Raw genomic sequence first — 23,112 nt, forward strand, 5'->3', positions numbered from 1 at the left:
CGTTTTTCTATGTAAAATAGAAGTGTGCAAGAGACCCTCTAACGTTTACAGGGGGTTTTTTTGTTAATACTGTTAACACGGCTGGGGATTGCTAAATTCATTAGCTGCCGGGTGATGGAGGAATCACATGCTTAACTTTTTCAAAAGAGGCAGAAGAACAGAACCGTCTTCGGCCGATCATACATATACACAAACGGATATTATGGGCGGGCCAATCCCTCCTCATATCGCCATTATTATGGATGGCAACGGCCGCTGGGCGAAAAATAGGGCACTTCCAAGAATGGCAGGACACCACGAGGGAATGAAAACGGTCCGGAAAATAACGAAACTCGCAAGCGAGCTCGGTGTGGGCGCTCTGACGCTGTACGCCTTTTCAACTGAAAATTGGAAGCGTCCTAAAATAGAAGTCGATTATTTGATGAAGCTGCCGGAAGAATTTTTGACAACGTTTCTCCCCGAATTGATCGAAGAAAATGTACAGGTCCGGATTATGGGAGATAAAGAGAGGCTGCCAAAGCACACTCTCAACGCGGTGGAAAGAGCAATCCGCGAGACGGCAGAAAACACAGGCCTAATCCTGAACTTTGCCCTTAACTACGGGAGCAGAACAGAAATCACTGCAGGAATTCAAAAGCTTGTAGAAGATGCAAAAAAAGGCTGGGTGAATCCCGAGGATATTACAGAAGAGCTGTTTTCCACCTATTTAATGACAGATTCCCTCCCGGATCCTGATTTGCTGATCCGGACGAGCGGAGAAATCCGCTTAAGCAATTTTATGCTATGGCAGCTTGCTTATACGGAATTCTGGTTCACGGATGTATTGTGGCCTGACTTCAAAGAGGGTGACCTTATTCAGGCAATTGCCGAATACCAGCAGAGGGGCCGCAGATTTGGCGGAGTATAGAAGGTGATGAGAAATGATACAAAGAATTATTACAGCAGTGCTGGCGCTTGCGCTGTTCCTGCCCTTTGTCATATGGGGAGGAATTCCGTTCAGCCTGGCTATTTATATACTCAGTACCATCAGTCTGTATGAATTGCTGAAAATGAAAAAAATCAGGCTGGTAAGTATTCCGGGTTTGATCAGTGTCCTGATCCTTTGGATCTTCCTGATTCCGTCCAGTCATATAATCGTGCTTGGCCACATAGATATCTCTAAGCTTGAGGTTGCCCTGCTCGGAGTCCTGTTTTTTCTGACATACACAGTGATTACGAAAAACCGTTTTTCCTTTGATGACGTGGGCTTCTCCCTTCTCTCCGTCATGTATATCGGAATAGGGTTTTACTACTTTATTGAAATGCGGGCACTCGGACTTGAGTTCATCGTCTTCGCGCTCCTGATCATTTGGGCTACAGACTCTGGAGCCTATTTTATCGGCAAGGCGGTCGGCAAGCACAAACTGTGGCCGGAAATCAGCCCGAATAAAACCATTGAAGGGTTTTTCGGGGGGATTGTCTGCGCGCTTGCTATTTCCATTCTTTTTGAAATGTTCATGCCTATTGTACATTCCTATTTAAAAATTACATTGATCACGATATTTTTATCTGTTTTCGGACAAGTAGGGGATTTAGTAGAATCTGCTTTGAAAAGGCATTATCATATCAAAGATTCAGGCAAAATTCTGCCGGGGCACGGTGGAATACTGGACCGCTTTGACAGCCTGCTGTTTGTTCTGCCTCTCCTGCATTTTATGCTTGTCCTTTTTTACACAGCATCGTAAGCAGGCTTCACAAGCCGGGGGGAGATGGTTCGTAATGAAACGCATCAGTTTATTGGGGGCAACAGGCTCGATCGGAATACAGACGCTGGAAGTGATCAGGGAACATCCTGAAGAGTTCGGATTAGCCGCGATCACGTTCGGTTCCAATATGGAAGCAGGGCGGAGGATAATCAGAGAATTTATGCCGCGCTTTGTATCCGTAAAAGAGCAAGCAGATTATGAGAAGCTCAAAGATGAATTCAGCGGGGAACCGGTCACTTTTTCATGGGGGGAAGACGGAAACATTGAGGCGGCTGTTCACCATGAAGCCGATACTGTTGTTAACGCCCTTCTCGGAAGCATAGGACTTGTACCGACGCTGAAGGCGATTGAAGCAAAAAAAACGGTGGCGATCGCCAATAAAGAAACCCTTGTTACGGCAGGACACCTTGTGACTGAGGCTGCGAAAAAACATGGAACGGTTCTGCTGCCGGTGGACAGCGAGCACTCTGCCATTTTTCAATGTCTACAGGGAGAGGATCCGGCTTCTGTTTCAAGACTGATCCTGACGGCATCAGGCGGCAGTTTCAGAGACCGCTCCCGCAAGGAACTGGAGGGAGTGACGGTCGAGGAAGCCCTCAATCACCCCAACTGGTCTATGGGGGCTAAAATTACGATCGACTCGGCTACCATGATGAACAAAGGGCTTGAAGTGATTGAAGCATTCTGGCTGTTCGGGATTCCTTATTCAAGAATTGATGTCCTTCTCCATAAAGAGAGCATCATCCATTCTATGGCAGAATTCGAAGACGGCAGTGTCAAAGCCCAGCTCGGCACTCCGGATATGAAAGTGCCGATCCAGTATGCTCTGACACACCCGTCCAGGCTTCCGCTGAAAAATACAAGCCGCCTGAACCTTTGGGAGCAAGGGAAGCTTCATTTCTCCAAACCTGATTTTGACCGTTTCAAATGCTTACATTTTGCGTATGAATCAGGTAAAATGGGAGGGACAATGCCCGCTGTTTTGAATGCAGCCAATGAAGAGGCTGTCGCACAGTTCCTGGCGGGAAGACTGGAATTTTTAGAGATCGAAAACAGGATTGAACAGGCTCTGGAAGCTCACAGCATCATCCAGAATCCTGATCTGGAAGCGATTCAGCATGCAGACCAGGAAGCAAGAGCCCTCGTGAGGTCCTTATTAAACTAAAGGTGGTATGCAGGTGAATACGGTCATTGCGTTTATTCTGATTTTTGGAGCTCTCGTTTTTTTTCATGAACTCGGCCACTTGGTTTTTGCCAAGAGAGCGGGGATCCTGTGCCGGGAGTTTGCAATCGGATTCGGGCCTAAAATCTTTTCCTATAAAAAAAGCGAAACCGTCTACACGATTCGTCTTCTTCCGATAGGCGGATATGTGAGAATGGCCGGAGAAGATCCGGAGATGGTCGAAGTGAAGCCTGGCCACCATATAGGTTTGCTGTTTAATGATAAAGGCGAAGCTGAAAAAATCATTTTAAATAATAAAGAAAAATATCCGAATGCCAGAGTGATTGAAGTTGAGCATGCAGATATCGAAAAAGAAATGGTTATCTCCGGCTATGAGCAGGGAGAAGAAGACAGCCTCCAGCGGTTCCCAATCGCAAAACGTTCGTTTTTTGTTGCAGACGGGCAAGAGACCCAGATCGCTCCTTATGACCGCCAGTTCGGATCAAAGACGCTCGGGCAGAGAACGGCAGCGATCATTGCAGGCCCGCTGATGAACTTTGTACTTGCTTTCTTCGTACTGTTCGCGCTCGGCCTTATCCAGGGGTCTCCCATGGATAAAGCGATCTTCGGTGAACTGACAAAGGATGGCGCCGCCATTCAATCAGGGATCAAAGAAGGCGATGTGATTAAAAGCATCAATGGAAGTGAAGTATCCACCTGGTCTGATGTAACGAAAATCATCAGTACAAGTCCGGAGAAAGAGCTTGCCTTTTCGATTGAAAGAGACGGTAAGCCCCGCACTATAACTGTAGTTCCGAAAGCTGAAAAGCAGGGGGAACAGGTCATTGGACGTGTGGGTTCCTATGCACCTATGGAGAAGGGCTTCCTCGTATCCATTGAGAATGCAGGCAGTCAGACTGTTTTCTACACGAAAGAAATCCTTGTCAGCCTCGGAAAACTGGTAACAGGCCAATTTTCCATAGATATGCTTTCAGGTCCGGTAGGAATCTATGATGTAACCGGTCAGGTCGCCCAGTCGGGATTTGAAAATCTGCTGAGGTGGACAGCTCTTCTGAGCATTAACCTTGGAATCATGAACCTGCTTCCGATCCCTGCACTTGATGGCGGAAGACTGATGTTTTTCGCAGTCGAGGCAGTCAGAGGAAAGCCGATCGACAGGCAAAAAGAGGGTGTTGTTCACTTTATCGGCTTTGCACTGCTGATGCTGCTGATGCTGGTCGTAACATGGAATGACATTCAGAAATTCTTTTTATAAATGCTTGAATCCGCTGCGGGGGGCAAGGTATCATGAGCCCTTCTGCAGCGAGTCTGTATGAAGACGTCATACAGCCGATTACATAAAACGGGGTGTAACAAGATGAGACAGAGTTTAACGTTTATTCCTACCTTAAGAGAAGTGCCGGCAGATGCCGAGATTAAAAGCCATCAGCTTCTGCTGAGAGCAGGCTATATCCGCCAGAACACAAGCGGAATCTACAGTTATATGCCGCTAGCCCAGAAGGTGCTGCAGAAAATTCAGAACATCATCCGCGAGGAAATGGGAAATGCCGGTGCATCCGAGCTTCTGATGCCGGCGATGCAGCAGTCGGAGCTGTGGCAGGAGTCCGGAAGGTGGTATTCATACGGTCCGGAGCTTATGAGACTGAAAGACCGCCACGGCAGGGAATTTGCTCTCGGAGCCACACATGAAGAAGTGATTACAAGTCTTGTAAGGGACGAAATTAAATCGTATAAAAGGCTTCCTTTGGCCCTTTATCAGATTCAGTCAAAATTCAGAGACGAAAAAAGACCCCGTTTCGGTATCTTAAGAGGGAGGGAATTCATCATGAAGGATGCTTATTCCTTCCACTCCTCGTTTGAAAGCCTGGATGAGACGTATGAGAAAATGTTTACCGCGTACTCAAGAATTTTTGAACGCTGCGGTTTGAACTTCCGGGCGGTAATTGCCGACTCTGGCGCGATGGGAGGAAAAGATACCCATGAGTTTATGGTGCTTTCCGAAGTCGGAGAAGACACGATTGCTTATTCGGATGGATCAGGATATGCCGCCAATGTCGAAATGGCGCCAGTAAGTGCTGTATACAGCAGGACTGCAGAAGAGTGCCCGGACATGGAAAAGAAGGAAACCCCTGCACAGAAAACGATTGAAGAAGTAGCTTCATTCTTAAGTACAGCGAAAGAAAACTGCATAAAGTCTCTTCTCTTTAAAGTGGATGACCGCTTCGTCCTCGTTCTGTCCAGAGGAGATCATGAAATCAATGACATTAAAGTGAAGAACCTGTTTGAAGCCCGTTCTGCAGAGCTTGCAACTGCGGAAGAGGCAAAAGAAATCATGAAATGCCCAATAGGATCACTCGGACCGGTCGGCGTGCCGGAGGGTGTGGAAATTGCAGCGGACCATGCCGTCAAAGCGATTGTAAACGGGGTATGCGGAGCGAATGAAGAAGGCTTCCACTATGTATCCGTTGATGCAGAACGCGATTTAAAAGATGTTGCTTTCGCAGATTTAAGGTTCATTAAAGAGGGCGACCCTTCTCCGGATGGCAAGGGGACGATTCAATTCGCACGCGGTATTGAAGTGGGACATATCTTTAAACTCGGCACCCGTTATTCAGTGGATATGGATGCTTCCTACCTCGATGAGAACGGGCGCAGCCAGCCGATGATTATGGGCTGCTACGGAATCGGTGTATCCCGTACACTCGCAGCGGTTGCTGAACAGTACAATGACGAATACGGACTCGTTTGGCCAGCCGCCATCTCTCCGTTCGATCTGCATGTCATCGCTGCCAATATGAAATCAGACGCTCAGGCGGCGCTTGCTGAAAAAGTTTACCAGGAGCTGAGCGGTACGTATGATGTGCTCTTTGATGACCGTGCTGAACGGGCAGGTGTTAAGTTTGCCGATTCAGATCTGATCGGTTTGCCGATTCGGATCACAGCCGGCAAACGGGCAGAAGAAAATGTAGTGGAAATAAAAGTCCGCCGTACCGGCGAAAAGCTTGAAGTACATGCGGACGAGCTGTCCGGGGTTATTGACAGGCTGTTACGCGGCTGATTGAGATGAAACGTTTAAAAAATAGATAGAACACAGGAGGGTTTGGTCCGTGGCCAGACCCTTCCATTTTTACAGGGAAGGGAGCGGTGAATTTGGAGGAGTTACAAATAGAGCAGCGAAAGAGATTTCAGCTTCTGCTCCAGCAGCTTCAGCTGACAGATGACAGAGTGGTTCCCTACTTTAAAGATGCACTGATCGGAAAACTGACGGTCCATAAACAGCAAAAAAGATGGCATTTTGATTTTGTGCTGCCGGCCATTCTTCCATTTGAAGTCTATCAGCTGTTCCATGCGAGCCTTACAAAATCTTTTGCACATATCGCCAGTGTGACATTTTCGATCAAAACGGCTGTATCAGAAGCAAGTGAAGCACGTGTTCAGGAATATTGGATGGAGAGCCTTAAGGAAATCGAGGGAATCTCTCCTCCTGTCCTCACCCTTTTGTCAGAACAAATTCCAAAGCTTCAGGGAATGAAGCTATTGATCAGCGCGCGTAATGATACAGAAGCAGCGACCATCAAGCGAAAATATGCAGCGATGATTCAGGAAAGTCTTCAATCCTTTGGTTTTCCGCTGTTTCAGGTGGACACGGATGTGACATTCTCTCAAGCAGATTTGCAGAAATTTAATGAGCAGAAACTGCTTGAGGATCAGGAGAGGGCGATGCAGGCCCTTACTGAAATGGAGAAGAAAGAGGCTGAAGACCAGACGGATGCACCTTCAGGACCTGTCGTCATCGGCTATCAGATCAAAGAGGATGAAGAAGTCCGGCAGATGGATACGATTGAGGATGAAGAACGCCGGACAGTCATTCAAGGGTATGTTTTTGATGCTGAAACGAAAGAGCTTCGAAGCGGCAGGACACTCGCAACGATCAAGATCACCGATTATACAAGTTCGATGCTTGTGAAAATGTTTGCCCGTGATAAAGAAGATGCTGCCCTTTTAGGAGCTATTAAAAAAGGGATGTGGGTCAAAGCAAGGGGAAGCATTCAAAATGATACGTTCGTGCGCGATCTTGTCATGATTGCCAACGATATTAATGAGATGCAGCCAAAAGTCCGGCTGGATACCGCTCCTGAAGACGCAAAAAGAGTGGAGCTTCATTTGCATTCGCCTATGAGCCAGATGGATGCGGTCTCTTCATTCGGACGGCTCGCTGAACAGGCTAAAAAGTGGGGCCATAAGGCCATCGCCATAACAGATCATGCAGTGGCCCAATCCTTCCCAGAAGCTTACTCGGCCGGTAAAAAGCATGGGATTAAAATCCTTTTCGGAATCGAAGCGAATCTCGTCGATGACGGAGTGCCAATCGCCTATAACGATCAGCCCCGCCCGCTTGAAGATGCTGCCTACATTGTGTTCGATGTGGAGACGACTGGATTGTCTGCTGTATACGATACAGTTATCGAGCTCGCAGCCGTAAAAGTGAAAGACGGGGAAATCATTGACCGGTTTGAATCCTTTGCGAACCCTCATCATCCGCTTTCTGCCACCACGACTGATCTGACCGGTATAACGGATGATATGGTGAAGAATGCGCCTGAACTGAAAGATGTCCTTGCTGACTTCAAAAAGTGGGCTGAAGACGATATTCTTGTAGCCCACAACGCAAGTTTCGACATGGGGTTTTTAAATGCAGGATACACAAGGCTTCTGGGAGAAGAGAAGGCTTCGAATCCAGTAATCGATACATTGGAGCTCGGCCGCCTGCTGTACCCGGATTTAAAAAGCCATCGTTTGAATACACTTTGCAAAAAGTTTGATATCGAGCTGACTCAGCATCACAGGGCCATTTATGATGCTGAGGCCACCGGGCATCTTCTGCTGCGTATGCTGAAGGATGCTGCAGAAAAAGGAATCCGCCACCATAATGAATTCAATGATTACATGGGCCAGGGCAACGCTTATCAGCGCTCAAGACCGTATCATGCGACACTTATGGCGAAGAATGAAACAGGGCTTAAAAACCTGTTCAAACTCATCTCGATGTCACACATCCAATATTTTTACAGAGTTCCCCGCATCCCGCGTTCAGTGCTGCAAAAGCACCGGGACGGACTCATTATCGGTTCAGGGTGCGACAAAGGCGAAGTTTTCGAGGGGATGATGCAGAAATCACCGGATGAAGTAGAGGAGACCGCCAAGTTTTATGACTATCTTGAAATTCATCCGCCTGAAGTATACCAGCATCTGATTGAACTGGATTATATAAAAGACCGGGATGCATTGCTTGATATCATCCAAAATATTGTGGCGCTCGGTGAAAAGCTGGGCAAACCTGTAGCGGCCACCGGAAACGTCCATTATCTGAATCCTGAGGACAAGGTGTACCGGAAAATTCTTGTCAGTTCACAGGGCGGAGCCAATCCGCTCAATAGGCACGAGCTGCCGGATGTTCATTTCCGCACGACTAATGAAATGCTCGCCTCTTTTTCATTCCTTGGTGAAGAGAACGCTAAGAAGGTAGTTGTCGAGGATCCGAACACAGTGGCTGACTGGCTTGAAGACGTGAAACCGATCAAGGATGACCTTTACACACCGAAAATCGAAGGAGCAGACGAAGAAGTCAGACAGATGAGCTATGAGATGGCAGAAAGCATTTACGGCACACCTCTGCCGGAAATCGTGGAAGCGCGGCTTGAGAAAGAACTGAAGAGCATCATCGGGCATGGCTTCGCGGTCATTTACCTCATCTCCCATAAGCTTGTAAAAAAATCACTGGATGACGGGTATCTTGTTGGATCAAGGGGGTCTGTCGGCTCTTCACTCGTAGCCACGATGACGGAAATCACAGAGGTAAACCCTTTGCCGCCTCATTACGTTTGCCCGGAATGCAAGCATGCTGAGTTCTTTAACGACGGTTCTGTCGGTTCAGGCTTTGACCTTCCCGACAAAGACTGTCCGAACTGCAGCTCAGCCTATAAAAAAGACGGACATGATATTCCGTTTGAAACCTTCCTCGGCTTCAAAGGAGATAAGGTGCCGGATATTGACTTGAACTTCTCCGGAGAATACCAGCCAAGAGCCCATAACTATACAAAATTGCTGTTTGGAGAAGACAATGTTTTCAGAGCGGGAACCATCGGTACAGTTGCTGAAAAGACTGCCTATGGTTATGTGAAAGGCTATGCGGGTGACCGAAACCTTCATTTCCGGGCTGCGGAGATTGACAGGCTCGTACAGGGCTGTACCGGAGTTAAGCGGACAACCGGACAGCATCCCGGCGGTATCATTGTAGTGCCTGACTATATGGATATTTTTGATTTCTCGCCTATCCAGTTTCCAGCTGATGCGGCGGGATCTGAATGGAAGACGACACATTTCGACTTCCACTCGATTCATGATAATTTGCTGAAGCTCGATATCCTCGGGCATGATGATCCGACGGTTATCCGGATGCTTCAGGATCTGAGCGGCATTGATCCGAAGACAATTCCGACAGACGATCCGGAGGTTATGAAAATCTTCAGCGGAACTGCATCCCTCGGCGTTACGGAAGAAGAAATCATGTGCAAGACTGGAACGCTTGGAATTCCTGAGTTTGGAACTAAATTTGTCCGGCAGATGCTTGAAGATACAAAGCCGACTACGTTCTCTGAGCTTGTACAGATTTCCGGCCTGTCCCACGGCACAGATGTATGGCTTGGCAATGCGCAGGAACTGATCCACAACAATACATGTACTCTGAGTGAAGTGATCGGATGCCGTGATGACATCATGGTTTATCTCATTTATCAGGGACTGGAGCCTTCATTCGCCTTTAAAATCATGGAGTCGGTGCGTAAAGGAAAAGGGCTGACGCCGGAAATGGAAGAGGAAATGAAGAAAAACAATGTACCGAAGTGGTACATTGAATCCTGCCTGAAGATCAAATACATGTTCCCGAAAGCCCATGCTGCAGCTTATGTCCTTATGGCGGTGAGAATCGCATACTTTAAAGTTCATCATGCTTTATTGTATTACGCAGCATACTTTACTGTCAGAGCGGATGATTTCGATGTCGATGCAATGGTCAGGGGATCTGCAGCCATTAAAGCAAAGCTTGAAGAAATCGGAGCAAAAGGGCTGGAAGCGAGCCCGAAAGAAAAAAACCTGATGACTGTGCTGGAGCTGTGCCTCGAAATGTGTGCCCGGGGCTATTCTTTCCAAAGGGTGGATCTGTACAAATCACAGGCCAGTGAATTTATCATTGAAGGGGATACCCTGATCCCTCCGTTCAATGCGATCCCGGGACTTGGCACGAATGCTGCACTCAACATTGTGAAGGCGAGACAAGAAGGGGAATTTCTTTCCAAGGAAGATTTGCAGCAAAGAGGAAGAGTTTCTAAAACCATCATTGAGTATCTCGACAATCATGGCTGTTTAGAAGCACTGCCTGATCAAAACCAGCTGTCCCTCTTCTGATGGTTCTTCCTGCATTTGCAATAAAATTCTGGTTATGGTATATTTTTAGTGGAATTACTGCGATAGCAGGGCAAAGAGAGTGGGGAAACCCACTCTTTCGTTTTGGGCAGGGTCCGTTTTTGCCGCTCCTGCCTGACAGAACGTATGTTTACATGAAGGCAATATGTTTTGATTCCCTGCTGCATCAGCAGGGTTTTTAAACAGCCTGAACTGCCGCTTCGCCGGCATCCGTATTTCATCCATTCGCAGCATTCCGCGGAAAATCCTCTTCAGAATGGATTCCGCTTTATTTTATTTGCTGCCCTCTCTTTTTCAGCCGCCGCGTCCAATAACACGGCAGCATGCGGAAAGGGTCTGAACATGTAATTTTCCTGTAGATACAAGGAGGAAGAGAATGAGTAAAAAAGTAACCGATACAGTTAGCGAACTAGCTGTTCCAATCCTTGAAGAACTGGATCTTGAATTAGTAGATGTTGAGTACGTAAAAGAAGGGAAAAACTGGTTCCTTCGCGTATTTATTGATTCAGACGAAGGTGTGGATATTGAAGAGTGCGGGATGGTCAGTGAACGGCTCGGCGAAAAGCTTGATGCGATTGATCCGATTACCCACAATTATTTTCTTGAAGTTTCCTCCCCGGGTGCTGAGCGGCCGCTGAAAAAAGATGCCGACTTCCATAAAGCAGCCGGAAAAAATGTTCATGTGAAAACGTATGAACCCATTGATGGTGAAAAAGTGTTTGAGGGAATCCTGAAGTCCTTTGACGGAACGGATCTCATCATTCTGATGACTGTTAAAACGAGGAAAAAAGAAGTGGTCATTCCATACAGCAAGGTTGCCAGCGCCAGGCTCGCTGTGTCCTTCAATTTTTGACGCACGCTTCGCAAAATAGATTTTCCGGCCACAGCCGGCCAGGATTAAAGGGGGAAAACGTAAAAAATGAGCAGCGAACTTTTAGATGCCCTGACTGTACTTGAAAGAGAAAAAGGGATCAGCAAAGAAATTATTATCGAAGCAATCGAAGCCGCTTTAATATCTGCTTATAAACGCAATTTTAACCAAGCGCAAAATGTGCGTGTAGACCTTAACAGGGATACAGGCACCATGAGAGTTTTTGCCCGCAAGGATGTAGTGGATCAGGTATTTGATCCCCGTCTTGAAATATCTGAGGGAGAGGCTCATGCCATCCATCCAAACTACATAGTAGGCGATGTTGTCGAGATGGAGGTAACACCGAAGGACTTCGGAAGAATCGCTGCCCAGACAGCTAAGCAGGTAGTCACACAGAGGGTCAGAGAAGCTGAACGGGGCGTCATCTACTCAGAATTCATCGACCGTGAAGAGGATATTATGACAGGGATCGTCCAGCGTATTGATTCCAAGTTCATCTATGTCAGCCTTGGAAAAATCGAAGCGCTGCTTCCGGTTAACGAGCAGATGCCGAATGAGCATTATAAGCCGCACGACCGGATTAAAGTATTTATTACAAAGGTAGAAAAAACGACCAAAGGCCCTCAGATTTTTGTGTCACGGACACACCCGGGTCTCCTGAAGCGCCTGTTTGAAATTGAAGTGCCGGAAATTTATGACGGTACAGTTGAAATCAAATCTGTAGCCCGTGAAGCAGGGGACCGGTCCAAAATTTCCGTTCACTCTGAAAATCCGGAGGTTGATCCTGTCGGCTCCTGTGTCGGTCCTAAAGGACAAAGGGTGCAGGCGATCGTGAATGAACTGAAGGGCGAGAAAATTGACATCGTCCGCTGGTCCAGCGATCCGGTGGAGTTCGTTGCCAATGCCCTCAGCCCTTCAAAGGTCGTAGAAGTTAAGGTAAATGAAGATGACAAAGCGACTACAGTAATTGTTCCGGATTATCAGCTTTCCCTTGCGATCGGGAAGCGCGGCCAAAACGCACGCCTTGCTGCCAAGCTGACAAATTGGAAAATCGATATCAAAAGCGAGTCAGACGCTGAAAAGCTCGGACTGCTGAGTGAAATTCAGGAAGCGGATGAGGATGATTATGACTCTCCGGAAGACTTTCAGGACAAGTAAGAGGTGATCCGGATGAATCCAGGAAGGAAAATTCCTCTCCGCAAATGTGTGGCAACCGGTGAAATGAAGCCGAAAAAAGAAATGGTCCGGGTAGTCCGGACCGCCGAAGGCGAAGTATCAGTTGATACGACGGGGAGAAAAAACGGCCGCGGCGCCTATATTACACTGAACCAAGAGGCAATCCAGCTGGCTAAAAAGAAGAACATTCTTTCGAATCAGCTTAAAACAAAAGTAGAGGATTCCATTTACGATGAACTTTTCAGCCTTGCAGAAAGCAGGCAGGTATGAATCAGCCAAAATGGAAATCCCTGCTCGGACTTGCCAATCGGGCACGAAAAGTCATTTCAGGCGAAGAACTGGTCATCAAGGAAGTACGCCAGTCCCGTGCCAAATTAGTTCTGCTCTCTTTAGATGCATCTGACAATACGAAAAAAAAGGTGACGGATAAATGCCGCACGTACGATACTCCAGTCGTTCATGTTGAAAGCCGCTTTGAGCTTGGGCATGCGATCGGCAAGGATGCAAGAGTAGTAGCAGCAGTGACTGAACAGGGATTCGCTGCGAAACTAAAGGACTTGCTCGATTAATTTATATGGAGGTGAACCTATGTCAAAAGTGAGAGTTTATGAATACGCGAAACAGCATAACGTATCAAGTAAAGACATCATTACTGCGCTTAAAGAAATGAAGGTCGAAGTAACCAATCATATGGCCATGATTGAAGATGCCCATGTTGGAAAGCTGGACCAGAGATTCGCACAAAACAGGAAAACAAATCCTGAAAAACAGGATTCTCAACCGAACGGGAAGGGGAATGCAGCCATTAATTCTAAAGCCGGCGGCGGACAGTCCGCCTCAACGAAAAAAACATCAACCAACAGCAGCCAAAGTCAAAGCCGTCCATCCACTGATCAGAGGAAAAACTCCCAGCAGCGTCCAGGGGATAAAAAAGGACCGCAGAGCGGGAGGAACAATAACGTGAACAGTAACCGAAACAGCAGCGGAAACAACAGCAGCAGAAGAAACAGCGGCGGTGCCAAAAAAGGCGGAAACCGGAACAACAACCAGCGTCCGGCTCCACAGGCGGAAAAGCCGAAAAAAGAGCTTCCAAGCAAAATCACCTTCACAGGTTCATTAACCGTTGGAGAGCTTGCCCAAAAGCTTCATAAAGAACCGTCTGAAATTATCAAAAAGCTTCTTATGCTTGGTGTTATGGCGACCATCAACCAGGACCTCGATAAAGACACCATTGAGTTAATCGCAGGTGAATACGGGGTAGAAGTGGAAGAAGAGATTCATTTTGATGTAACTGAATTTGAAGGATACGACCAGGCTGATAAAGAAGAGGACCATGAAATCCGCCCTCCGGTTGTTACCATCATGGGACACGTTGACCATGGTAAAACAACCCTGCTTGACTCGATCCGCAATACGAAAGTGACTGCCGGTGAAGCTGGCGGGATCACTCAGCATATCGGAGCCTATCAGGTTGAAACGAACGGCAAGAAAATCACTTTCCTCGATACTCCGGGACATGCTGCGTTTACAACGATGCGTGCCCGCGGTGCACAGGTTACGGATATCACGATTCTGGTTGTAGCGGCAGACGACGGTGTAATGCCTCAGACTGTAGAAGCCATTAACCATGCTAAAGCAGCAGAGGTGCCGATCATTGTTGCAGTAAACAAAATGGATAAACCGTCAGCCAATCCTGACCGTGTGATGCAGGAACTGACTGAGCATAACCTCGTTCCGGAATCATGGGGAGGCGAAACGATCTTCGTTCCGGTTTCTGCACTGAAAGGCGACGGAATCGACGATCTTCTCGAAATGATCCTTTTAGTTTCCGAGGTTGAGGAGCTAAAGGCGAATCCAAAACTCCGTGCTACAGGAACTGTAATTGAGGCGCAGCTGGATAAAGGCCGCGGTTCTGTAGCTACCCTCCTTGTGCAAAATGGATCTCTGAAAGTTGGGGACCCTATTGTTGTGGGGAATACCTTCGGCCGCGTCCGGGCGATGGTCAACGATCTTGGCCGCCGTGTCAAGGAAGTCGGACCGTCTGCTCCGGTAGAAATTACCGGCTTGAGCGACGTTCCGCTTGCAGGGGATCAGTTCATGGTCTTCGCTGATGAGAAGAAAGCCCGCCAGGTAGGGGAAGCACGTGCCCAGAAACAGCAGGTTGAACAGCGGAGCGAAAAATCAAAACTCAGTCTGGATGATTTGTTCGAACAAATTAAACAGGGCGACGTAAAAGATATCAACCTGATTGTTAAAGCTGACGTTCAAGGTTCTGTTGAAGCCCTTGCATCTGCACTTCAGAAAATCGAAGTGGAAGGCGTAAAGGTCAAAATCATTCATACAGGCGTCGGCGCCATCACAGAATATGACATTATGCTTGCCTCCGCTTCAAACGGGATCGTCATCGGGTTCAATGTCCGCCCTGACGCCAATGCGAAGCGTGCAGCAGAAGCCGAAAAAGTGGATATCCGTCTTCACAGAATCATCTATAAAGTAATTGAAGAAATTGAGGCTGCCATGAAAGGAATGCTCGATCCTGAGTTCGAAGAGAAAATCATCGGCCAGGTTGAAGTGCGCCAGACATTCAAGGTATCCAAAATCGGAACAATTGCCGGAGGCTATGTAACCGACGGAAAAATCACCCGTGACAGCGGCATGCGTCTGATCCGTGAAGGCATTGTCATTTTCGAAGGAAATGTCGATGTGCTGAAACGTTTTAAAGATGACGTTAAAGAAGTGGCACAGGGGTACGAGTGCGGAATTACCATCAAGAACTACAATGACATCAAAGAGGGCGATGTTATTGAAGCTTATGTTATGCAGGAAATCGAGCGCAAGTGATTGGAACCGTCCACTGCGAATGGATCATCTATGATTCCTTTTCCCTTAAGGACAAACGGTCAGTTATGAAAAGAATTACGGCCCGGGTCAGGCAGCAGTACAATGTTGCCATCTCTGAACTGGATTTTCAGGATTCATGGCAAAGAGCAAAAATCGGCATCGTCACGATCTCTTCCGGTAAAATCCAGGCTGAAAAAGAATTGAACCGGGTCCTTGCGTTTATCGACTCCTTTCCGGAAATTGAAAGAACAGTGACCGTTTACGAATGGTTATAAGGATGGAGTGAATACAATGAGCATCAGATCTACCCGTGTCGGTGAACAGATGAAGAAGGAACTTAGCGAAATCATCGGCCGTAAAATAAAAGATCCAAGAATTGGTTTTGTTACCGTGACGGATGTCCGGGTATCAGGCGATCTGCAGATTGCCAAAGTGTATATTTCCGTACTGGGTGACGAAGAACAGCGGGAAAACACACTGAAAGGACTTGCCAAAGCGAAAGGGTTTATCAGGTCCGAGATCGGGCAGCGCATCCGTCTGAGGAAAACACCGGAAATCCAGTTTGAATTCGATGAATCCATCGATTACGGTAACCGGATCGAAACGATCATACATGAAATCAATGCGCCAGATAAAAAAGATTGATGGATAAGGATGGACTGCCCGTGATCTTCCGGATATGCCAATGGTGCCAACAGGTGCCGTTGGCTGCTGGAAAGACCGTGCAGTTCCATCCTTTTTCATTTGACTAAATGAGGATAGGCAAGGAGGATAAAGATGGATGGTGTTTTGCTCCTGAACAAACCTGCAGGAATGACTTCCCATGATTGTGTGTACCGGGTCAGAAAGCTATTCAAAACTAAAAAGGTCGGGCATACCGGTACCCTTGATCCCGATGTAACCGGAGTGCTGCCCATTTGCATCGGCAGGGCAACAAAAATTGTGGAATACTTGACTGCTTCAAGTAAAACGTACGAAGCGGAAGTTACCCTTGGCTTTTCCACCGACACTGAGGATGCCTCAGGTGAGGTGACACAATCGGCCCCTCTGTCCGAAAAACCGGATGAAGAAAGCGTAGACCGGCTGCTTGCTTCATTTAAAGGAGAACTGGAACAGACTCCTCCGATGTATTCTGCTGTAAAGGTGAATGGAAAAAAACTCTATGAGTATGCCAGAAAAGGAATCGAAATCGAACGGCCGAAAAGAATGATCACCATTTCAGCGATTGAACGGATATCCCCTGTTGTGTTTAATGGCACGACTGCTTCGTTTAAGTTCCGGGTAACCTGCTCTAAAGGTACATACGTCCGTACGCTTGCTGTCATGATCGGAGAGAAGCTTGGATTCCCGGCACATATGTCCCATTTGATCCGGACCGGTTCCGGCCGGTTTGCTCTGGAAGACTGCCGGACATTCGAAGAAATTGAAGCTGATCTGACTGATGAATCGGTCAGGCTGATTCCGATTTCGGAGGCACTCAATCATTTGCCCAAATGGGTGATAAATGATACATTAGCAGAGAAAGTTGGAAACGGAGCGGTTCTGCCGGTTCCCGAGGAGTTCACGGGTGCAGATGAGGATGTAAGGGTGGCCGTTTATAACCGGCATGGAGAGTGCCTGGCCATCTATATGAAGCATCCGGAAAAACCCGTTTTTAAACCTGCTAAAGTTTTAGCAACCGACTAAACCATTGATAAGCCGGGATCCCGGCCTGAAAGAAAAGGTGAGGGCTGTCGTGCAAACATATAAAATATCCCATCCGCATCAATTGCAGCATGAGGAATTAAAAGAAATGGTTCTCGCACTCGGCTATTTTGACGGTGTACACAGAGGCCACCGGGCCGTTATGGAGACAGCCCGTGAAGAAGCAGAGAGCATGGGCGCTGCCTGGGGAGTCATGACCTTCCATCCGCACCCGTCTGTCGTTTTAAGGAAGCAGCAGGTACCCGAGGCCATAACACCGCTTGAGGATAAAATCGAGATGATCGCTGCCCTTGGCGCAGAGTATCTGTTTATCGTTGATTTCTCAGAAGCTTTTTCCTGTCTTGAGCCGCAGGAATTTATCGACCAGTATATTATTGGCCTCAACGTAAAGCATGTAGTGGCCGGTTTTGATTTTAGCTACGGCAAGCTTGGAAAAGGGACGATGGAATCCATGCCGTTTCACTCGCGCGGGAAGTTCGGTCAGACTACGGTTTCAAAGATGAAGGATTCTGAGAGAAAAATCAGCTCCACGCTTATCCGTGAAGTCATTCGGAACGGAAATGTAGAGTATGCCGCTGCTCTTCTTGGCAGGGCCTACAGCGGCAAGGGAGTGGTCATCCATGGCGATAAACGCGGAAGGACGATCGGGTTTCCTACTGCCAATATCGAGCTGCAGGAAGGCTACATTATTCCGCCTACAGGTGTTTATGCCGTTGCTGTGAAAGTAAAAGGCACGATACACAGAGGGGTCTGCAACATCGGCTACAAACCGACCTTTCATAAGGAAAGAGCGGTCAAGCCGGGAGTAGAGGTCCATATCTTTGATTTCAGCGGGGACATTTATGATGAGCAGGCAGAAATCTTCTGGTATAAACGGATCAGGAGCGAACAGAAATTCAGTTCAGCAGATGAGCTGATCTCGAGGATTGAAAAGGATAAGCAGGCAGCCGAGGAATATTTTCATAATCGCAAGGAATTCCTTGCTTTTTCCCAAGAACAGTAGTATTCTTATGTTTGTAACTTTTAAACCATTGCTTGGCAAGTCGAGTCACCGACGCTTGCTCGGTAATCGGGGATTATAGAAATAGGAGGTGAACAGGATGGCTATCACTCAAGAACGTAAAAACGATCTGATCAATGAGTACAGAACTCATGATACGGATACTGGATCTCCAGAGGTCCAAATCGCTATCCTTACAGAACAGATTAACACGTTGAACGACCACTTGCGCACGCACAAGAAAGACCACCACTCACGTCGCGGTCTATTGAAAATGGTAGGTAAACGCCGTAACTTGCTTACTTACCTGCGTAATAAAGATGTAACTCGTTACCGCGAGTTAATCACAAAACTGGGATTACGCCGTTAATCCTGAAAAAAGCGGGAGCATTCCCGCTTTTTTAGTGCAAAGAACAGCAGGGGATGCCGGCTGCGTAAGCGAGATGTGCCGGCAGGCCTCTGGATTTTTGAAACCTGCTATTTACTTATCAGCATATCATTGATATGTTCATATTAATTAGTCCATACTAAATACCAGTGAACCAGCAATACATATGAGGAGTACAGAGAGGAGCACACGCATTTATGGGTCAAGATAAGCATGTCTTTTCCATTGATTGGGCAGGCAGAACGCTGACTGTGGAAGCCGGACAGCTGGCAAAGCAGGCAAACGGTGCCGTTCTCATCCGTTACGGCGATACCGCTGTATTAAGTACAGCTACTGCTTCAAAGGAACCGAAAGCGGTTGATTTTTTCCCGCTGACCGTTAACTATGAGGAGCGTTTATATGCAGTAGGGAAAATTCCCGGAGGGTTTATTAAAAGAGAGGGAAGACCGAGTGAAAAAGCGATCCTTGCAAGCCGGCTGATCGACCGTCCGATCCGTCCGCTGTTTGCTGACGGTTTCCGGAATGACGTTCAGGTCATCAGCATCGTGATGAGCGTAGACCAGAACTGTTCTTCAGAAATGGCTGCGATGTTCGGTTCTTCACTCGCCCTGACCATTTCCGATATTCCATTTGAAGGACCGATCGCAGGTGTAACGGTTGGAAGAATCAACGATGAGTTTGTCGTTAACCCAACTGTTGAACAAATGGAAAAAAGCGATATCAACCTTGTTGTAGCAGGAACAAAAGATGCGATTAACATGGTTGAAGCCGGAGCCGACGAAGTTCCTGAGGAAATTATGCTTGAAGCCATCATGTTCGGTCATGAAGAAATCAAGCGCCTGATTGCTTTCCAGGAGGAGATTGCCTCCCAGGTTGCAAAAGAAAAAGTTGAAGTTGAGCTTTACTCTCTTGATGCGGAAATCGAAAAATCGATTCGCGAAGCTGCAGAAGCGGAATTGATTCAAGCGATTCAGGTTCAGGAAAAGCATGCACGCGAAGATGCGATCCAGGCCGTGAAAAAACGGGTGATGGAAAGCTACAGGGAACAGGAAGCTGACGAAGAAACCCTTAAACAGGCAAGTGAAATTCTTTCCAAGCTTGTGAAGGGCGAAGTCCGCCGTTTGATCACAGAAGAAAAAGTCCGCCCTGACGGCCGTAAGCCGGATGAGATCCGACCGCTGTCTTCAAGCATCGGTCTTCTTTCCAGAACGCACGGGTCCGGACTGTTTACCCGCGGACAAACCCAGGCTTTGAGCATCTGTACACTGGGCGCTTTGGGAGATGTCCAGATTCTTGATGGTCTCGGCATCGAAGAGTCCAAACGATTTATGCACCATTATAACTTCCCATCCTTCTCAGTTGGAGAAACACGGCCTTTAAGGGGTCCTGGACGCCGCGAAATCGGACATGGTGCTCTTGGCGAACGAGCTCTTGAGCCGATCATTCCATCCGAAAAGGATTTCCCTTATACAGTTCGTCTTGTGTCAGAAGTGCTCGAATCAAACGGTTCCACTTCGCAGGCAAGCATCTGTGCCAGCACACTGGCGATGATGGATGCAGGGGTTCCGATCAAAGCACCTGTAGCAGGTATTGCGATGGGTCTTGTCAAATCAGGTGAGCACTATACGGTCCTGACAGATATTCAGGGCATGGAGGATCATCTTGGAGACATGGACTTCAAGGTCGCAGGAACGTCAAAAGGTGTTACTGCTCTGCAAATGGATATTAAGATTGACGGTTTATCAAGAGAAATTCTTGAAGAAGCCCTTTTGCAGGCGAAAACCGGACGTATGGAAATTCTGGACTCTATGCTTGCCACGATCAGTGAGCCTAAGAAAGAACTTTCTCCATATGCACCGAAAATTCTGATGATGAGCATCAATCCGGATAAAATCCGTGATGTCATCGGACCGAGCGGAAAGCAAATCAACAAAATCATCGAAGAAACCGGCGTAAAAATCGATATTGAGCAAGATGGCACAGTCTTTATTTCATCTGTAGACGAGGCAATGAATCAAAAAGCGAAGAGCATTATTGAGGATCTTGTCCGTGAAGTGGAAATGGGCCAGATGTATCTCGGTAAAGTGAAACGCATCGAAAAATTCGGAGCTTTCGTAGAAATATTCAGTGGAAAGGACGGCCTGGTTCACATTTCCGAGCTTGCTGAAGAGCGGATCGGCAAAGTAGAAGACGTGGTTTCCATTGGAGATGAGATTTTAGTCAAGGTCACTGAGATCGATAAACAGGGCCGTGTAAATCTTTCACGAAAAGCTGTCCTCAAAGAGCAAAAGCAAAAAGAGGAGCAAAATTCGTAACCCATTGAAGCCAGGCTGATCTGGCTTCTTTGTCTTTTCAGGACAAACTGAATCTCAGCATGTGTTCTACCTTGTCCCCCTGCTACATAATGTGGTACTAAAGGGGGAATCATACATGCAGGGAATCCGGATGAAATTTGCGGTAACGGTTTTGCTGATGCTGATTACGGCAGGAGTCATGCAGAACGCTTATATAAATGGATACGTGATGGATCTTAAGGGGAATGATCTGCAGCCATCTGCTCCAGATCTGCAAGCATCTGCTCCAATAGAGAAAATATGTGAAGAGGTCCGCAAGCGGGCGATCCAGTACAGCATTCCGGCAAAGGACGCAGAAATACATACCATCTGGAAGGCCACCCCGGGGTACAACGGCCGGGAAGTGGATATACAGGCTTCCTGCAGCCGTATGAAGAAAATCGGCATGTTCAAGGAAGAACAGCTCGTCTTCAAAGCGGTAAAACCCGGTACACATCTTTCAGACTTGCCACCAAGCCCTGTGTACAGAGGAAATCCGGACAAACCAATGGTTTCTCTCCTCATCAACGTCGCCTGGGGGAACGAATACCTTCCTGGGATGCTTGAAACGCTGGAGAAAAACCATGTGAAAGCAACATTCTTTTTCGAAGGCAGATGGGTGAAAGAAAACCCGAAGCTTGCTAAAATGATCGCAGAAGCGGGACATGAGATCGGGAATCATTCCTATACTCATCCGGATATGAAAACGTTATCCACTGAAAGCGCAAGGGTGCAGATGGAGCAGACAAACAGTGTGATCAAAGCGGTAACGGGCCGCACTGCTGCCTGGTTTGCACCTCCAAGCGGAAGCTTCAGCCAGAATACGGTCCTCATTGCCTCCGGATTAGGCATGAGAACTGCATTGTGGAGCGTTGATACGATAGATTGGCAAAACCCTGCACCGGAACGGCTGATACAGCGGGTCATGACCAAGGTCCATCCTGGTGCCATGATTTTGATGCATCCTACTAAAGCTTCAGCAGAAGCGCTTGACCAGCTGATCGAACAAATAAAAAGCCAGAAGCTTTCTTTAGGGACTCTCACTCAGTTAATGGACGAATCAAGAATCGGAGAGCCGCAATAGCAGTCATCCGGGTGCATTTAGGAGGAACAGAAATTGATTAAAAGATATACTTGCCAAAATGGAGTAAGAATCGTACTCGAAAACATTCCGACCGTCCGCTCTGTCGCTCTCGGAGTATGGATCGGTACAGGCTCCAGAAGTGAATCACCTGATATTAACGGAGTTTCGCATTTTCTTGAACATATGTTTTTTAAAGGAACAAAAACCAGGTCTGCACGGGAAATTGCAGAGGCGTTCGACAGCATCGGCGGACAGGTTAACGCTTTTACTTCCAAAGAGTACACGTGCTATTATGCAAAGGTATTGGATGACCATGCCGGCATGGCTCTGAACATCCTTTCCGATATGTTCTTCAATTCGGCATTTGATGAGGAAGAAATGAAAAAAGAGAAGAACGTTGTCTATGAAGAGATCAAAATGTATGAGGATACGCCTGATGACCTTGTTCACGATCTTCTCAGCAAAGCAGCCTACGGCAGTCACCCGCTTGGCTACCCGATCCTTGGGACAGAAGAAACGCTATCCTCTTTTAACGGCGATTCACTGAGAGATTACATGGACCGTTTTTATATACCTGAAAACGTAGTGATTTCAGTTGCGGGCAATGTGTCGGATGCCTTTATCGCTGAAATAGAAAAGAAATTCGGCTCGTATGAATCGTCTTATAAGCCGGACACCTTTGAAAAGCCTGTTTTCCAGTATGAAAAGCTTTCCCGTAAAAAAGAGACAGAACAGGCTCATCTGTGTCTCGGCTATGAAGGGCTCGAGATCGGACATGATGATGTCTATAACCTGATTGTCATGAACAATGTCCTCGGCGGCAGCATGAGCAGCAGGCTGTTCCAGGATGTACGGGAACAAAAAGGCCTTGCCTATTCCGTTTTCTCTTACCATTCTTCCTATGCCGACAACGGAATGCTCACCATCTACGGGGGAACGGGAAGCGCCCAGCTCGAAGTTCTGTATGAAACGATCCAGGAAACGCTTACCTTTTTAAAGGCGGACGGGATCACTTCAAAAGAACTGACCAACAGCAAAGAGCAGATTAAAGGGAACCTGATGCTGAGCCTTGAGAGCACAAACAGCCGCATGAGCCGCAACGGGAAAAATGAACTTCTTCTCGGAAGACACCGTACACTTGATGAGATGATTGAAAAAGTCAATGAAGTAACAGAGGAAAAAGTGAACAGGCTGGCATCGGATCTATTCAGCCGCCCGTATTCGCTTTCCCTTATCAGCCCGGACGGAGAGCTTCCTGAAAGCCTCCGCTGACCGGTACTGAAATGCCTGCCCAAGCGGCAGGCA

19 protein-coding genes are annotated in these 23,112 nt (G+C 47.4%); all 19 read left to right on the forward strand.

Going from position 1 to position 23,112, the window contains the following annotated elements; translation table 11 throughout:
- The first annotated feature begins 127 nt into the window (after positions 1-127).
- Complete coding sequence (gene uppS, locus GKZ89_RS05075) at positions 128-907, forward strand: undecaprenyl pyrophosphate synthase (protein ID WP_155111307.1); 780 nt, start codon at positions 128-130, stop codon at positions 905-907.
- A 13-nt stretch (positions 908-920) separates the two neighbouring features.
- The gene (locus tag GKZ89_RS05080; protein ID WP_155111308.1) at positions 921-1,724 is read left to right on the forward strand and encodes a phosphatidate cytidylyltransferase; all 804 of its coding nucleotides are present in this window, start codon (positions 921-923) and stop codon (positions 1,722-1,724) included.
- Between the two features lie 34 nt (positions 1,725-1,758).
- Positions 1,759-2,910, forward strand: a complete 1,152-nt coding sequence (locus GKZ89_RS05085) for a 1-deoxy-D-xylulose-5-phosphate reductoisomerase (protein WP_155111309.1) — start codon at positions 1,759-1,761, stop codon at positions 2,908-2,910.
- Between the two features lie 13 nt (positions 2,911-2,923).
- Complete coding sequence (rseP, locus tag GKZ89_RS05090) at positions 2,924-4,183, forward strand: RIP metalloprotease RseP (protein ID WP_162356502.1); 1,260 nt, start codon at positions 2,924-2,926, stop codon at positions 4,181-4,183.
- Between the two features lie 102 nt (positions 4,184-4,285).
- Positions 4,286-5,986, forward strand: coding sequence for a proline--tRNA ligase (locus GKZ89_RS05095; protein WP_155111311.1), 1,701 nt, complete (start codon positions 4,286-4,288; stop codon positions 5,984-5,986).
- 107 nt (positions 5,987-6,093) lie between these two features.
- On the forward strand, positions 6,094-10,392 hold the full coding sequence (locus tag GKZ89_RS05100; RefSeq protein WP_430696768.1) for a PolC-type DNA polymerase III: 4,299 nt from the start codon (positions 6,094-6,096) through the stop codon (positions 10,390-10,392).
- 394 nt (positions 10,393-10,786) lie between these two features.
- Positions 10,787-11,263 carry a ribosome maturation factor RimP gene (gene rimP, locus GKZ89_RS05105; RefSeq protein WP_155111313.1) on the forward strand — a complete coding sequence of 159 codons (477 nt, stop codon included), beginning with the start codon at positions 10,787-10,789 and terminating at the stop codon, positions 11,261-11,263.
- A gap of 66 nt (positions 11,264-11,329) precedes the next feature.
- Positions 11,330-12,439, forward strand: coding sequence for a transcription termination factor NusA (nusA, locus tag GKZ89_RS05110; protein WP_155111314.1), 1,110 nt, complete (start codon positions 11,330-11,332; stop codon positions 12,437-12,439).
- A gap of 12 nt (positions 12,440-12,451) precedes the next feature.
- Positions 12,452-12,727: an RNase P modulator RnpM gene (gene rnpM, locus GKZ89_RS05115; RefSeq protein ID WP_155111315.1), complete on the forward strand. Its 276-nt coding sequence runs from the start codon at positions 12,452-12,454 to the stop codon at positions 12,725-12,727.
- Complete coding sequence (locus GKZ89_RS05120) at positions 12,724-13,026, forward strand: YlxQ family RNA-binding protein (RefSeq protein ID WP_155111316.1); 303 nt, start codon at positions 12,724-12,726, stop codon at positions 13,024-13,026. Before rnpM ends, GKZ89_RS05120 begins: the two co-directional genes overlap by 4 nt.
- 19 nt (positions 13,027-13,045) lie before the next feature.
- Positions 13,046-15,298, forward strand: a complete 2,253-nt coding sequence (gene infB / locus GKZ89_RS05125; protein ID WP_155111317.1) for a translation initiation factor IF-2 — start codon at positions 13,046-13,048, stop codon at positions 15,296-15,298.
- On the forward strand, positions 15,295-15,573 hold the full coding sequence (locus GKZ89_RS05130; protein WP_162356504.1) for a DUF503 family protein: 279 nt from the start codon (positions 15,295-15,297) through the stop codon (positions 15,571-15,573). The genes infB and GKZ89_RS05130 overlap by 4 nt, the downstream gene beginning before the upstream one ends.
- 16 nt (positions 15,574-15,589) lie before the next feature.
- Positions 15,590-15,943 carry a 30S ribosome-binding factor RbfA gene (gene rbfA, locus GKZ89_RS05135; RefSeq protein ID WP_155111318.1) on the forward strand — a complete coding sequence of 118 codons (354 nt, stop codon included), beginning with the start codon at positions 15,590-15,592 and terminating at the stop codon, positions 15,941-15,943.
- Positions 15,944-16,075: 132 nt separating this feature from the next.
- Entirely contained in the window at positions 16,076-16,984 is a 909-nt protein-coding gene (gene truB, locus GKZ89_RS05140; RefSeq protein ID WP_155111319.1) for a tRNA pseudouridine(55) synthase TruB, read from the forward strand.
- Positions 16,985-17,033: 49 nt separating this feature from the next.
- The gene (gene ribF / locus GKZ89_RS05145) at positions 17,034-18,005 is read left to right on the forward strand and encodes a bifunctional riboflavin kinase/FAD synthetase (RefSeq protein WP_162356507.1); all 972 of its coding nucleotides are present in this window, start codon (positions 17,034-17,036) and stop codon (positions 18,003-18,005) included.
- A 97-nt stretch (positions 18,006-18,102) separates the two neighbouring features.
- Positions 18,103-18,372, forward strand: coding sequence for a 30S ribosomal protein S15 (gene rpsO, locus GKZ89_RS05150; protein WP_035411804.1), 270 nt, complete (start codon positions 18,103-18,105; stop codon positions 18,370-18,372).
- Between the two features lie 215 nt (positions 18,373-18,587).
- Positions 18,588-20,705 carry a polyribonucleotide nucleotidyltransferase gene (gene pnp, locus GKZ89_RS05155; protein WP_155111320.1) on the forward strand — a complete coding sequence of 706 codons (2,118 nt, stop codon included), beginning with the start codon at positions 18,588-18,590 and terminating at the stop codon, positions 20,703-20,705.
- Positions 20,706-20,820: 115 nt separating this feature from the next.
- Positions 20,821-21,807: a polysaccharide deacetylase family protein gene (locus tag GKZ89_RS05160; RefSeq protein ID WP_155111321.1), complete on the forward strand. Its 987-nt coding sequence runs from the start codon at positions 20,821-20,823 to the stop codon at positions 21,805-21,807.
- 33 nt (positions 21,808-21,840) lie between these two features.
- Positions 21,841-23,079: a M16 family metallopeptidase gene (locus GKZ89_RS05165; RefSeq protein WP_155111322.1), complete on the forward strand. Its 1,239-nt coding sequence runs from the start codon at positions 21,841-21,843 to the stop codon at positions 23,077-23,079.
- Positions 23,080-23,112 lie beyond the last annotated feature (33 nt).

This window comes from Metabacillus mangrovi (assembly GCF_009711125.1).
GTDB classification, from domain to species: Bacteria; Bacillota; Bacilli; order Bacillales; family Bacillaceae; genus Metabacillus_B; species Metabacillus_B mangrovi.

Coding starts and splice junctions, on each gene's coding strand:
- uppS (WP_155111307.1), top strand. CDS start 128: ATGCTTAACTTTTTCAAAAGAGGCAGAAGAACAGAACCGTCTTCGGCC.
- GKZ89_RS05095 (WP_155111311.1), top strand. CDS start 4,286: ATGAGACAGAGTTTAACGTTTATTCCTACCTTAAGAGAAGTGCCGGCA.
- GKZ89_RS05120 (WP_155111316.1), top strand. CDS start 12,724: ATGAATCAGCCAAAATGGAAATCCCTGCTCGGACTTGCCAATCGGGCA.
- GKZ89_RS05085 (WP_155111309.1), top strand. CDS start 1,759: ATGAAACGCATCAGTTTATTGGGGGCAACAGGCTCGATCGGAATACAG.
- nusA (WP_155111314.1), top strand. CDS start 11,330: ATGAGCAGCGAACTTTTAGATGCCCTGACTGTACTTGAAAGAGAAAAA.
- GKZ89_RS05160 (WP_155111321.1), top strand. CDS start 20,821: ATGCAGGGAATCCGGATGAAATTTGCGGTAACGGTTTTGCTGATGCTG.
- rnpM (WP_155111315.1), top strand. CDS start 12,452: ATGAATCCAGGAAGGAAAATTCCTCTCCGCAAATGTGTGGCAACCGGT.
- pnp (WP_155111320.1), top strand. CDS start 18,588: ATGGGTCAAGATAAGCATGTCTTTTCCATTGATTGGGCAGGCAGAACG.
- rbfA (WP_155111318.1), top strand. CDS start 15,590: ATGAGCATCAGATCTACCCGTGTCGGTGAACAGATGAAGAAGGAACTT.
- infB (WP_155111317.1), top strand. CDS start 13,046: ATGTCAAAAGTGAGAGTTTATGAATACGCGAAACAGCATAACGTATCA.
- rpsO (WP_035411804.1), top strand. CDS start 18,103: ATGGCTATCACTCAAGAACGTAAAAACGATCTGATCAATGAGTACAGA.
- GKZ89_RS05080 (WP_155111308.1), top strand. CDS start 921: ATGATACAAAGAATTATTACAGCAGTGCTGGCGCTTGCGCTGTTCCTG.
- truB (WP_155111319.1), top strand. CDS start 16,076: ATGGATGGTGTTTTGCTCCTGAACAAACCTGCAGGAATGACTTCCCAT.
- rimP (WP_155111313.1), top strand. CDS start 10,787: ATGAGTAAAAAAGTAACCGATACAGTTAGCGAACTAGCTGTTCCAATC.